The sequence below is a fragment of the Streptomyces sp. CNT360 genome, from assembly GCF_000424785.1.
Genome location: NZ_AUKO01000018.1, coordinates 182,757 through 195,581, shown reverse-complemented (window position 1 = coordinate 195,581; position 12,825 = coordinate 182,757). Strand labels below are relative to the sequence as shown.

8 protein-coding genes are annotated in these 12,825 nt (G+C 71.9%); 3 read left to right on the top strand and 5 right to left on the bottom strand.

Translation table 11 applies throughout. From position 1 onward, the window contains the following. Positions 1-3: 3 nt before the first annotated feature. The 5 genes from H297_RS0116855 to H297_RS0116835 all read right to left on the bottom strand — a co-directional run bounded on the left by H297_RS0116855 (position 4) and on the right by H297_RS0116835 (position 6,953). Entirely contained in the window at positions 4-1,296 is a 1,293-nt protein-coding gene (locus H297_RS0116855) for a TRAP transporter large permease subunit (RefSeq protein ID WP_027738022.1), read from the bottom strand. An 8-nt stretch (positions 1,297-1,304) separates the two neighbouring features. Continuing rightward, entirely contained in the window at positions 1,305-1,943 is a 639-nt protein-coding gene (locus tag H297_RS0116850) for a hypothetical protein (protein ID WP_027738021.1), read from the bottom strand. Then, a complete protein-coding gene (locus H297_RS0116845) occupies positions 1,940-4,069 on the bottom strand; it encodes a hydantoinase/oxoprolinase family protein (RefSeq protein ID WP_027738020.1) in 2,130 nt (709 codons plus the stop codon). Before H297_RS0116845 ends, H297_RS0116850 begins: the two co-directional genes overlap by 4 nt. A gap of 138 nt (positions 4,070-4,207) precedes the next feature. Further along, positions 4,208-5,836, bottom strand: a complete 1,629-nt coding sequence (locus H297_RS0116840) for an FAD-dependent oxidoreductase (protein WP_037794418.1) — start codon at positions 5,834-5,836, stop codon at positions 4,208-4,210. A gap of 40 nt (positions 5,837-5,876) precedes the next feature. Beyond that, positions 5,877-6,953 carry a LacI family DNA-binding transcriptional regulator gene (locus H297_RS0116835; RefSeq protein WP_051351910.1) on the bottom strand — a complete coding sequence of 359 codons (1,077 nt, stop codon included), beginning with the start codon at positions 6,951-6,953 and terminating at the stop codon, positions 5,877-5,879. A gap of 299 nt (positions 6,954-7,252) precedes the next feature. Here H297_RS0116835 and H297_RS0116830 point away from each other — a divergent pair, with 299 nt between their 5' ends. From H297_RS0116830 to H297_RS0116820, 3 genes are all read left to right on the top strand, one after another. Then, positions 7,253-10,360 (top strand): discoidin domain-containing protein, encoded by a 3,108-nt coding sequence (locus H297_RS0116830; protein ID WP_037794466.1) that lies wholly within the window; start codon positions 7,253-7,255, stop codon positions 10,358-10,360. Between the two features lie 346 nt (positions 10,361-10,706). After that, the gene (locus H297_RS0116825) at positions 10,707-11,714 is read left to right on the top strand and encodes an Lrp/AsnC family transcriptional regulator (RefSeq protein WP_027738016.1); all 1,008 of its coding nucleotides are present in this window, start codon (positions 10,707-10,709) and stop codon (positions 11,712-11,714) included. Between the two features lie 137 nt (positions 11,715-11,851). Then, positions 11,852-12,820 carry a polysaccharide deacetylase family protein gene (locus tag H297_RS0116820; protein WP_027738015.1) on the top strand — a complete coding sequence of 323 codons (969 nt, stop codon included), beginning with the start codon at positions 11,852-11,854 and terminating at the stop codon, positions 12,818-12,820. The last annotated feature ends 5 nt before the right edge of the window (positions 12,821-12,825 follow it).

Below are 12,825 nucleotides of genomic sequence, written 5' to 3'. Positions count from 1 at the left end.
CGGTCAGAGGTGTGTGGCGGCGGTGACGCACAGCCCGCCCAGCGCGACGCACCACACGTACGGAAGCGTGCGCAGCATCACCTGCTGCGGGCTGACTCCGGAGTACTGTGCGGCCCACACCGTCTGGGTGCTGGTCGGGTCGCTGACACCGAAGATCTGGTTGTAGGAGCTGGTCAGACCGAGCACGGCGACGGCCGGGTAGATACCGGAGGCGATGAGCACGCCGGCGATGCCGGCGCCGAGTCCGTAGACGTTGAGCGGGCCGCGGTACAGGCACAGCGGCGCGAGCACCGTGAAGACCAGCACGAAGACCACGGGGTTCTCCGGCGTGACGGCCTCGACCAGCGGGTTGAGCGCCTCGATCGCACCCGGCAGGCTGACCGCGGTCAGCAGGATGCCGATGGCGACGAAGAGCGCGATGGGGGGCGCGGCGACCTCGAAGGCGGCGTAGAGCGTGCGCAGCAGGCGTTTGTTCAGGTTGCCGGGCCGTGTGGTGGTGAGCAGGGTGTAGAGCACGCCGGCGAGCATCGACGGGATGATCTCGACCTTGAAGCCGAGCGCGAGGACGAGCGGGACGACGGGGGCGAGCAGCGCGTACCAGGGCGCGTCACCGAGGCGTCGGGCCCGGCTGGGCCTGCGGTTCGCGGGCCGCTCGGCGACCGATGACAGGGACCAGGCGTACTCGACGCCCTTGCGGCGGTTCTCCACCAGTACATAAAGGACGGCGAAGCCCAGTGCGAACGGGAACAGCTTCAGCAGGAAGCCGCGCACGGTGCCGACGGGCAGGTGGAGCGCGCTGGAGAAGAACTGCCAGACCGGTAGTTCGAACGGCATGCCGGCGGCGATGCCCATGAGGACGGTGCCGGCCGCCGTCGTCTTCGGTACCCCGACGGCGATCATGGCGGGGATGCCGATGATGCCCGCCATCATGGCCGCCGGGGCGGAGCCGGTGACGGTGCCGATCAGCGCCGAGACGGCGAGCACGCCGAGCCCGACGACGGTGGGACGGTCACCGCCGAATTCGACGATCTTGCGGACCAGCGTGCCCGCGATGCCGGTCTCCTCCATGAGCTTGCCGAGCCACGACCCGATCAGCACGGCGAGCATCGTGGACGCGAGCATCACCGAGCCGTCCTGGAGCACGGAGTCCAACAGGCTGCCCTTGCCCTTGAGCGGGGCCCCGGCGGTGATCGCGATGCCGACGCCGAGCAGCACGAGCGCGAAGGCGGTGGGCAGCTTGCGGGCAAGCATCAGCCCGACCCCGGCGAGCATGAGCACAAGTATGACGATTCCCATGGCGGGCCTCAGTTCTTCTCGGTCAGGGCCTGGGCCGCGCGCGCGAGGGCGGCGGTGAGCAACAGGGGTGTACGGGGCAGGCCGAGGGCAGCTTGAGCGGCGGCGTGCGCTGCCAGCTCGTCGGCGCCGGCGACGTGTGCCGGGAGCCGCCCGCCCAGCCAACGGTGTCCGAGACGCTTCTTGAGTGCGGCCCGCAACGTCTTGTCGTGGTGGAACAGCTCGTGGGCCTGTTCGTGTACGAGGGCGGCCTGCCGGGTGCTGCCGGGAGGGAACCACTCCCTCCAGCCCAACAGGTCGACGAGCTCCTCTGCGAGAGCGAGCGTGTCGGTGAACAACTCGACGGTCGGCGCGGGGCGGGAGACGTACCGGGCGAGGAGCATCCGGCCGGGATCGAGTCCGCCGGTGCTCTCCCGTACGGTGACCCCGCTGTGCGCGGGCGGGCGGCCCTCCAGCAGCCCCGCCCCCTCGGCGCCGAACGCCATCGCGGCGGCGGCCCACTGCCGGAGCACTGCGGTGTCCCGCCCCTCGTGCGTGGGTGTGTTGGCCAACACCCGCACGCCGAACTCCACGTCGCCTCTCCTTGCGAGCCGTCCGCACTCCGCGCGGAGTACGTCCCGGCGGGCCGGGGCGAGCAGGGCTGCCGTCATGACCGCGCCTCCACCACCGCCACCACCCGCTCGTCCGCCGCCCTGGAGCGCAGCTCGCTGCGGGCCAGGGCCAGGAGCGGACCGGCCTCCATGACGCCGGTCAGGTCGGCGATGCGCGAGCCGATGAGCACCCGCAGCGCAGGCGCGCGCACACCGCCGTCGCCGTACGACGTGGCCTGCCCGATCAGCCGGGTCAGCAGGTCGGGTGCCTCTCCTACGGTGGTGGTCGCGACCTGCGCGTCCGCCGCGTGCAGCCGGATCACGCCGTCGGCGTCGAGCACCCGCACGGGTCGGCGGGTGCGACGGAAGCGGCGGCGCCGCTCGGTGCCGTAGACGGTGTGCGCATCCGTGGCGGCGAGCACCTCGACGGCCGATTCCGGCGCCTTGAGACTGGCCGCCGCTGTGGCCAACCGCTCGGCCTCCCCGAGGTGTTCCGCGCGGCCTTGGGTGCGCAGCTCGGTGGCGCCGGTGGCGATGGCGCGTACGGTGTTGGTCTGCGGGTCGACGGTGACCTCGACCTCGACCGCGCTCGGCGCGGCGCCCTGGGCGACGACTGCCGCCTCGGCCTCGCCTCGTACGCCGAGGATCTGTTCCTGTGTGGCACCGGGGATGATCCGCTCGATCTGTTCGCGCACCAGGGCGAGAGCGACACCGATCGGGCTGATGACCTCGTTGTGCGCGGCGATCCGTCCAGTGAGACCGGCGCGCTCCGCCAGATGCGGCGTGACGGAGGCCGCACCGCCTCCGCCGCCGACGAGGACGGCGGTGTCACGGTCGAGGCGGTAGTCGCGCACCATGGTCTCCACGACCTCCCGCACCTGCTTCACCCCCGCGTCGAGGAACTGCGCCGCCGCGCCGTCGATGTCGGTGCCGAGGGCGTCGGCGAGTGGCCGCAAGGCGGCGCGCGCCACCGTCCTGTCAGCTGCCGCGAAGTCGCCCTCGGGGACGCGTCCGAGCGCGTTGGCCGCGCAGGTCATGGTGAGGGCGAACCGGCCGCCCGCGGCGTCCAGCACGGCGTAGTCGTCCGGATCGCCGTCCAGTGGGCTGAGCGTGGCCAGCCGCGCACCGGCCAGCTCGTCGGCGTCCGCGAAACAGGCGTACGGCAGTCCGGCGATGTGCGCGCTCCGCGGCCCGGCGCCGCGCACCGTTCCGCCCCCGACGCGGACCATCGATCCACCGCCGACGCCGACCGTGCGGACGTCCAGCGCCGACAGGTAGGAGGGCTTGCCCAGGATGGTGGCGTGCCGGACGGCGACCTTGCCGCGCCGGATCACACTGATGTCCGTCGACGTGCCGCCGGTCTCCAGGAAGACGCCTTCGCTGACCCGCTCCCGCATCAGCGCACCGGCCACACCGGCAGCGGGTCCCGACAGCACGGTCAGCAGCGGCCGGCGGCGCATCTCCTCCAGCGACATCACGCCGCCGTCGCAGCGCATGACCATCAGCGGGGCGGAGACACCTGCGGCGGTGATGCTGGAGTCGACGAGGTCGGCCGTGGCGAGCATCCTCGGCAGGATGGCCGCGTTGACGACGGCCGTACGGGTGCGCTTGCGCAGACCGTACAGCGAGGTGATCTCGTGTGCGGCGGTCATCGGCAGTCCGTACGGACGTGCCGTCTCCAGTACCGCGTCCTCCCCCTCGGGCAGATCGACTCCGAACGGTTCGCTGGCGACCAGGACCTCGGCTCCCGCGCTGGTGACCTTCTGCACAGCGGCGTGGACCGTCGCGGTGTCGTCGGGATCGTCCACGTGCGCATAGTGCAGCGGCAGGCGTCTGCCGGGGGTGAGCTCCAGTTTGGCGAGCCCGGCGAGGCGGCGGGTGGGCAGCGCGCCCGGGCCGGTCCCGATGCCGAGCAGGCCGACGGGCGCGACATCGCCTTCGAGCAGGGCGTTGGTGGCCTGGGTGGTGCCGTGGGCGAGGAAGGCGATGTCCTCCGGGCCGCAGCCGACGTCCTTCAGCAGCCGCTTGAGGGCCTCGACGATGCCGTGAGCCACGCCGTCCTCGTGCTGATGGCTGGTGGGGACCTTGATCTGGCCGACGAGTTCCAGCGTGACGGAGTCGACCGCCACGGCGTCGGTGAAGGTTCCGCCGACGTCGATACCGACGCGGATGCGGGGTGGAGTCACGAGGGGACACCTCCTTGTGTCCTGTACGGATCGGGTGGATGACGCGCGGGCGGTGGGCCGCGGGGGTGGGCGGTGCGGAACGTCAGGAGAGGGCGGGCAGCGGGCGGGCGGCGGTCCGCGCCGCCCGCCGCCCGGTGGTCAGTAGCCGCGCACGTCGGGCCAGTGGCGCTGCACCCCTGCCCGGTCGAGCAGCCGGGCGTACTCCTCGAACCGCTTGTCCTCCTCCTGCACCTGGTGCGGCTGCACGCCCTCGTCCAGGCAGTGCGCGGCGAGCGCGCCCGCAGCCTCGCCGATGTTCCACTCGGCGGGATGCAACCGGTAGCAGCCGTTGGTGATGTGGGTGGTGCCGATGTTCTTCCCGGCCGGCAGCAGATTGCGCACCCGGCGCGGAACCAGCGCCCCCAGAGGGATCTCGTACGGCACCGAGCCGATGTCGATGTAGTTGTCGCCACCGCTGGAGGGATGCAGGTCGATGCGGTACCCGCCGACCCCGACGGAGTCGCGGTGCCTCGTGCCGCCGTACGGGCCGACCAGGTCGACGGCGACGTCGTGCTCGGTGACGGTGGTGACGGCCTTGATACGGCGCGCCTCACGCACGTACGCGGCCTTGGCCAGGCCGTCGGTGGTGCCGGTGACATCGGGGCGGATCCGCAGGCCGGGGAAGCCGGTGCCGCCGTCCGGCCTGGGGGCCTCGGTCTGCAGCCAGTGCAGAACGGACAGTGACAACTGGCGTGCTCCCGCCAGTGCCTGGGGTGACGTCTCCCCGTCCGCGCCGATGAGCGGCTGCAGCCAGTAGTCGTTCAGCGGCCAGTTGACCAGCGTGATGTCCGAGCCGAAGGCACCGGGCCTGTGCAGCTTGCGGGCGAGGATGCGGCGGAAGCCCCACAGCTCCTTGTCCCCGGCGTCGGCGCTCTGGTCGGCGTTCACGTCGAGGGGGTCGACGTCCGGGTTCGGCTCGAAGGTACGCGGCACCGGCGCCAGGCTGCGAGGATCGGGGGCGAGGAAGCCGAGGAGCGGGCCCGGCCAGAACTCGGGCCGGTAGTCCCGCCAGAAGGCGTAGTCGGCGGGACGGTCGATGGTGTGGTCCTCGCCCTCGTGATGGGAGACGGCGAAACACACGGTGATGCCCTGCTGGTTGAGCGGGTCGGCGCTCCAGGGGGCGTGCGGTTCGTCGAACTCGTCGCGCGACTCGGCGCCCACCACATGCTCCACCCCCGCCAGTTGCAGCAGCTCGCCGGTCTCGGTGGCGTCGATGACGTACGGGGCGGCGGTGGTGTGCCGGTCACCGGTGCGCACGTCCTCCAAGGTCACCGCCCGTACGAGGTCACCGTCGGTCTCGGCGGCCACCGGGCGGTGTTCGGTGAGCACGGTCAGCAGGCCGGCGCTGCGGTGCGGGGCGATCATGGCCTCGATCACGGCGAGCGCGGCACGCGGCTCGTGGCAGAGCTTGCTGACCCGGCCGGCGCCCGGATTCAGCTGCGGCAGTTCCAGGGCTTGAGCGCGCAGTGGATACCAGCGGCGGTAGTGCTCGCGGATGCCCTCGCGCAGGGTCCGGTAGGAGGCGGTCGTGCCGAACTGCTCCACCCAGGGGTGCTCGTCCGGGGGGACCGCCTGCGCGGTGAGCTGTCCGCCGAGCCAGTCGGTCTCCTCGGTGAGGACCGCGCGGCGGCCGGCCCGGCAGGCGGCGAGGGCGGCGGCCACGCCGCCGAGGCCGCCGCCCACGACGAGCACGTCGGTCTCGGTGGGGATGAGGGGGATGGTGGGCATGTGGTGCGGTCTCCTCGGGGGTGAGCGTGAGGCGGGCGGTTCAGTCGGCCCGGCCGGGCGGTGGTCCCGCGGTGGCGCCCTTTCGGAAGGCGCACGACACCAGCGACTCCACGGCCTCCTGGCCGGTGAGCTGGGCGGTGAGGGTCCGTACGGCGGCGGCGCCGAGCTCGGCACGCGGGATGTCGAAGCCGGTGGGCACGGGCCGTCCGGCGAGGTCGGCCGGCGGGAAGCCCAGGAGCGCGAGGGAGAGGTCGCGGGGTGCGCCGAGTCCGGCGGCGTCGGCCGCGGCGAGCAGGGCCCGCCAGGCGGCACCGGTGTCGGTCTCCTCCGCGACGAAAGCGGTGGCCCCCTCCGCACGGCGGGCGCGCAGCCAGTCGGCGGTGATGTCAGCGGTGGGCTGCGCGGTGCGGGCCACCGCGGCGTCGCCGCCGGGCAGTCCGGCCTCGGCGAGTGCGGTGCGAAAGCCCCTCTCACGGTCGGTGGAGGCAGGCGCGTCGTCGTCCTCGCGGACCAGGACGATGTGCCGGTGCCCGAGCCCGGTCAGGTGCCGGACGACCTCGACGGTGGCGGCCACGTAGTCGGCGCCGACCCAGGCCAGCCCCTCCAGCTCGTCACGGCGGCCGATGTGGACGGCAGGGTAGCCGTGCTCGACGAGGCGGCGCAGTTCGTCGGCCGGTATGTGCCGGCCGATGAAGAGCGAGCCGTCGGCCAGCCGGACGCGCTCCAGTGCGCCGGGGGCGTCGGCCTGAGCGCCGCCGAAGCTGGAGCCGGTGAACAGTACGAGGTCGTAGCCGTGGGCCGCGGCCTCCTGCTCGACGCCCACCAGGATCGGGTAGTAGGAGTGCTCCACGGCGGTGGGAAAGGTGGCGGTGAAGCTGAAGACGCCGAGCAGGTTGTTGCGCGCCGCGGCCAGCCGGCGGGCCGCCGGATCGGGTACGTAGCCCAGCTCGCGAGCCACGTCGAGGACGCGCCGCCGGGTGTCCTCGTGCAGCGCGATGCCCTGCTTGTTGCCGCCCAGCACCAGTGACACCGTCGTCTGCGACACTCCGGCAACCCGGGCGACCTCCGCCTGCCGAGGCCGACCGCGACGGCTTCGCTCCCCGCTCTTTTCAGCCATGCTCAACCTCTTTCGCTAATACGCATTAGCTGCGGCTGCGAAGGGCGTCCCTGGGGCTAATGCGGATTAGCCAGCACTCTCGCCCCGCATCTCACCACTGGTCAAGAGGGGGCGTTGACTAATAATCGACTAATAACCGACACCCGTCGCGGACCGCCTGCGAGGTTCCCGCGACACCGGTCGCACCTGTTGACGCGGCCGGTCGTGCGAACGAAAGATGAGCGCCGCCCGTTCTCGACAACGTTGTCCAACCAGGAGGCCCAGACGTGCCGGAATTCCGTTCCCAGCTCGACCGACGGATGTTTCTGCAGCTCCTCGGCGCGACGGGGACCGCCGCAGCGCTCCCGTTCTTGGAAGGCACCGCCCCGGCATGGGCAGCTGCCCGGTCCGGCACTCCCCCGGACACGGCCACGCCCCCGGACGCGATCGCAGCGGTGTACCACCGGGTCCTCCTCCAGCACACCCACTGGTCGGAGACGCAGTGGGATGCGTCCCAAGGTGCCTACACCGAGAAGGACTTCGGGTTCGCCGTGGTGCTGGGCAACGCCGTGCTGCTCACGCACGGCACGTACGACAGCGGCCTGGCAGGCATCGACCGGGCGACACTGAAGCGGCGCACCCTCGCCACCATCCGCCGCTTCGCCGCCTCGAACCGGCTCGCCGGCGGCACCGTGTGGGGCCGCAAACTCTTCTTCGACACGACGTTCCAGTCGTACTTCGTTCTCGCCGCGCGGCTGCTGTGGGACGACCTGGACAGCACGACCCGCAAGAACATCGTCACCATCACACGTGAACAGGCCGCTTACACCACCTCGTTGGGGACAGGCGACGACCCCGACTCCGGCGACTGGACACCCAACGGAGTGCAGGGCGGGCACGTCGGAGACACCAAGCTGGAGGAGATGGGGCTGTACGCGCAGACCCTGGCACCCGCTCTGGCCTGGGCACCGCACGATCCCCGCCGACCGGACTGGGAGAACGGCTTCGGCATGTGGTCGCGGAACGAGGCGGGGCTGCCGCCCGCCGACCTGGCCAATCCGGCCCGCGTGTCCGGCGCCTCCGTCTCGAAGAACACCGCCCGCAACCTGTACGACACCTTCATCATCGAGAACCACGGCTCTTTCGGTCCCCACTACCAGGAGGAGTTGTGGCGCACCTCGGGCCGCAACGCCGCCCACTTCTTCGCGGCCGGACAGCCGCTGCCGGAGGTGCTGACCAAGCAGCCCAACGCGCACCTGCTGTGGCGCACTCTGCTCGGCGTCATGAGCGATGCCGGCGAACCACTGATGCCCATGGTCGACGACCGTGAGCATCTGTACGGCAGGGACGTCATCCCGCTCGCCTTTCTGGCCCAGGTGACCGGCGACCGGGCGGCGGCGCGCGCCGAGCAGGAACTCGCCGCGCGCCTTGAGGCGTATCAGAAGTACCCGCCGGAGTACCGGCTGGCGAAGTTCTCGGGCGAGCCGAAGTACGAGCCGGAGGCGCGCGCCGAGGTCGCCATCAGCTATCTCCTGCACGTGTGGGCGGCAGCGAAGGGTAACCGCGTGCAGCCGGTCTCCCGGAACGAGTTGTTCGCCCAGGCGTCCGGGGTGAGCGACTTCGGTACGGGGCCCGGGCTCGTCTCGCACCAGACGCGCACCGCGTGGTCGGGGGCGGTCAGCAAGCCCGGTTTCGTGAAGTTCGCCTGGCAACCCGCCCACGACGACTGGTTGTTCCGCCTCAGCGGCGCCACCCCGATGTTCCTGCCCGCCACAGCGGCGAAGGTCGCCGGCCGGAAGGTGCGACGGTACGAGACCCTGCGCGACGGCTACGACGGCAGTGCGACAGTGCTACGCCTGGACAGCGGCCACGCGGGTTTCGCGACCCTGCCGACCGGAGCCGTCGTCTACGCAACCACCGGTACGGCGGCCGGTGAGGGCCACGTGGAGGTGCACAACCTGACCATGCCCGGCATGGCGGGCCTCGACGGCTCCCGTTCCTACCGGTTCGAGGAGGGGCACGCCTCGGTGCGGGCGAAGGACACCGACCCCGGCTCCGGTACCGGGCGGGTCGACGAACTGCGCTTCCCGTCCCGCGCCGTGCGGCACCTGCGCATGCTCGGGAAACGGCCCGATCCGGCGTACGGGTACTCGCTGTACGCGTTCGAGGCACGCTCCGGCGCGGAGGGAGCAGACCTCGCCCGCGGCCGGGACGCGAGAGCATCGTCGTCCGAAGAGGGCAAGGGCCCGGAGTCGGCGGTCGACGGTGACGGGAAGAGCCGCTGGGCCGTCGCCAAGGAGGAACGCGCGCGCACCGACAGCTGGTTGACGGTGGATCTCGGCGGAACGCATGAGGTGGACCGGGTCACGCTGCGCTGGGAGGCCGCCGCCGGGCGTGCGTACCGTCTGCAGGGTTCGACGGACGGTGAGCACTGGGACGACCTTGCAGCAGGGCCGGTGCCCGCGGTGCACAGCCGTGGCGGCTGGCTCGACGTGGACGGCCGGGCCGGGTTCGTCGTACGCGGCACGGACCTGCCACTCGCCGTCCACGACGACACGATCGTCCTCGCCGACGGCCCCGCTGCGCCTGTCGTCGTCGAGGGGTTCCCTGCCGCATCGGGCGCTGATCTGCGCTCGCTGTCCCGCAAACCGGCGCCCACAGCCGTACCCACTGCTGTTCGGGCGGCCCTCACCGACGACCATCTGTCCCTGTTCAACCTGTCGGACGAAGCGGTCACCGCCCGTGTCCGGCTGCCGCAGAGCAGAGCTCACCTGCGGTGCTTCGACGGTGTGCAGACGGTGACCCGCGACGGCATGACGTACGAGGCGGAACTGGGATCCTCCGCAGGCGTTCTCCTCGCACCTCGCTGCACACTCACGCCGCTCTCGGGAGGGTCGCTGCCTGTCGGACTGCGCGTGCGAGTCGTCGACGGCGGCACCTTCAAGGTTTCCGGAGCCGCCTGCCGCCTCCGGATCGAGGCACAGGGGCACAGCGCGGACGCCGTGGTGCGGTCCGGGCGCGAGGTGACGGTCAGGGTACGCCAGGCCGTCGCCTACCCGAAGGACGACCTCGCCCTGGGCAGGACCGTCTTCCCCACCAGCCCGCTCCCCCAGGGCATGACCGACCCGGCGGCCGCGGTGGACGACGACCCGGACACCGCATGGACCCCCGGCACGGGCGGCCGCATGGTCGTGGATTTGGGCGCCGAACTCCCCGTCCACCGCATCGAGGCCGTATGGACGGGCCGCGACGCCCCGCGAGCCGGCATCGAGTTCAGCCTCGACGGAATCGACTACCGCGAAGCCGGCCGGCTGGAGGGCCACGGCCGCGTCCACCGCCTCACGACGGACGGCACAGCGCGCTACGTCGCCCTGCACCTGCCGAAGCGGGGCCCGGGGGCGCGACTCGTCCGGCTCTCGGTGCGCTGAGCCACGCCTCCCCGTGGCCGGGTCCCTGGACCTGGCTGCGGGGAGGCGTACTCAAGACGTCCCCGCACGTCTGCGTACACCGCGCGGCCGTCGTCCCTGGGAGCCGGCTCATCGACGGCCGCCAGGCGGGTGCGGCCCCCGTTTCGCACCGCGGCGACGGAGGGGCGGGAGATTTCCGGAGCCCGTGACGCGATCCCTCGCCGCCCTGGTCAGGCCGACAGAGCCCGGGAACTGCTGATTCTCGCCGCGTGTAACCTCCCCGTTGCCGCCTATCACGGCTCTGACCAGTGGATATGCAGGATTTCACCGTTGACGCGGGGAGAAGCCGGTGATTAGCGTCCGCGGCATGACCTACCGGGCCCACGCGGAAACCATCGACGAGCTGGACCGCCGCATCATCGCGGCGCTCCAGCTCAACGGCCGTGCCCCGTGGAGCGCCGTCGCCCAGTGGGTGGGGGCCAGCGAGTCCACCGCGCAGCGCCGCTACCAGTCGCTGTGCGCACGCGGACTCCTGCGGGTGGTCGGCACGGTGGAACTGGACCGCACCCGCCAGGGCTCCTCCATGCTGGTGCGGGTGCAGGCCAAGCCGGGCCGCGGGCTGGATCTGGCGGAGCAGCTCGCCGCCAGTCCCGATGTCCGTTTCCTGGCGGTGGTCACGGGCACGGCGGACCTGATCGTCGACTTCGTCGCGCGCGACAACGACGAGATGATCCGCATGCTCTTCACCGACCTGCCCGGCGCCGACCTGATCACCGGTACGGAGTGCGTCGCCGTCATCAGGACGTTCACGTCGGCATCGAGGTGGGACACAGGTCTGCTGCCGGCCGATGCCGCAGCCGCTCTGCGGCTCGGTGAGGCCGCCTCGCCGTGCGACCGCGACGACTGGGGCCGGGCGCCACAAGCGCTCTCCGGCCTGGAGAAGGAGATCGCCTCCGCGCTGGCAGCGGACGGCCGCACGCAGGTCAGCGCCTTGGCGCGCCGTCTCGGACGCAGCCAGTCCAGCGTCGCGCGGGCCCTGGACCGGCTCATCGGCCGGGGCGTACTCCAGTTCCGCACCCTGGTGGAGCCCTCCCTGCTGGGCTACGAGGCCGAGTTCATGGTGTGGCTGTCCATCGAGCCGGACCGGCTGGACGCAGCCGGACGAAGGCTCGCCGCGCACCCCGGCACCAAGTTCCTGAGTGCGGCCACCGGCCGTTTCAACCTCGTCGGCCACATGGTGCTGCCCCGCCGCGCCGACCTGTTCCGCTACACCAGCGAGGTCATCGGCGCCCTGCCCGGGCTCCATGCCTCCGACATCACCCTGCACCTCGCCACCCTGAAGTACTCCTGGCACCGGATGGCCAAGGCGGGCTGAGCCGGCGCCGCACCTTTCCGGAGCGGGGTCCGCATCCCCGCCATCCCCGCCCCTGAACTCCCCGTCGCACGGCCGGCCGGCCGCCGCGCCGCGGGCATCCTCCTTCCCCGTCCCCCGACCCTCTCTGGAGATCCGCCATGCCCACACTCGATACCGGTTCGCCCGCAGAGAGCTGGCGCTGGTCCGAGAACACCTGGCGCGGCCACATCGAGGCCGTCCGCGCCGGCCGCCGCCTGGTGCCCGCCCGCTGGCCCGGTGGCGCACGCGTCGCCGTCGCCCTCTCCTTCGACTCCGACCACGAGACGATCCCGCTGCGCGACGGGGAGACCAGCCCGGGACGGCTGGCGCAGGGCGAGTACGGAGCGCGGGCCGGTGCTCCGCGCATCCTGGAGCTCCTGGCCAGGCACCAGGTGCCCGCCACCTTCTTCATGCCCGCCGTCTCCGCGCTCGTCCACCCCGAGGAGGCACGGGCCTACACACGGGACGGTCACGAACTCGCCGTCCACGGCTGGATACACGAACGCAACACGCTGCTGGGCTATGACGACGAGAAGGAACTGACGGCCCGCGCCCTGGACTCCCTCACCCAGCTCACGGGGCAGCGGCCGACCGGAATCCGGACTCCGTCCTGGGACTTCTCCGACTCGACGCTCCGGATCATGCTGGAGCTCGGCTTCTCCTACGACTCGTCCCTGATGGCCGACGACGAGCCCTACGAGATCCTCGCCGAGGGACGGCCCACCGGCCTGGTCGAGCTCCCGGTCGACTGGATTCGCGACGACGCCCCGTACTTCACGATGGACCGCTACGGATCCGTGCGGCCGCACAGCCGGCCACGCGACGTACGCGAGATCTGGACCGACGAGTTCGACGCCGCCTACCAGGCAGGCGGGGTCTTCCAGCTCACCCTGCATCCGCACGTGATCGGGCACCGCTCCCGGCTCGTCGCGCTGCGGGAGCTGCTCGACCACATCGCGGCCCACACCGGGGTCTGGTACGCGACCCACGCCCAGATCGCCGAGGCGGCCCGCACCGTACTGCACACGCCGCCGGACTCGGCGGCTGCGCACGCCCTTCGCCCCGACACTCCGGAGGCCACCCCGTGAACCAC

Bases quoted from the DNA above. Each gene is read 5' to 3' on its own strand.
- H297_RS0116855 (WP_027738022.1), bottom strand. From the start codon at position 1,296: ATGGGAATCGTCATACTTGTGCTCATGCTCGCCGGGGTCGGGCTGATG.
- H297_RS0116850 (WP_027738021.1), bottom strand. From the start codon at position 1,943: ATGACGGCAGCCCTGCTCGCCCCGGCCCGCCGGGACGTACTCCGCGCG.
- H297_RS0116840 (WP_037794418.1), bottom strand. From the start codon at position 5,836: ATGCCCACCATCCCCCTCATCCCCACCGAGACCGACGTGCTCGTCGTG.
- H297_RS0116835 (WP_051351910.1), bottom strand. From the start codon at position 6,953: ATGGCTGAAAAGAGCGGGGAGCGAAGCCGTCGCGGTCGGCCTCGGCAG.
- H297_RS0116830 (WP_037794466.1), top strand. From the start codon at position 7,253: ATGTTTCTGCAGCTCCTCGGCGCGACGGGGACCGCCGCAGCGCTCCCG.
- H297_RS0116825 (WP_027738016.1), top strand. From the start codon at position 10,707: ATGACCTACCGGGCCCACGCGGAAACCATCGACGAGCTGGACCGCCGC.
- H297_RS0116820 (WP_027738015.1), top strand. From the start codon at position 11,852: ATGCCCACACTCGATACCGGTTCGCCCGCAGAGAGCTGGCGCTGGTCC.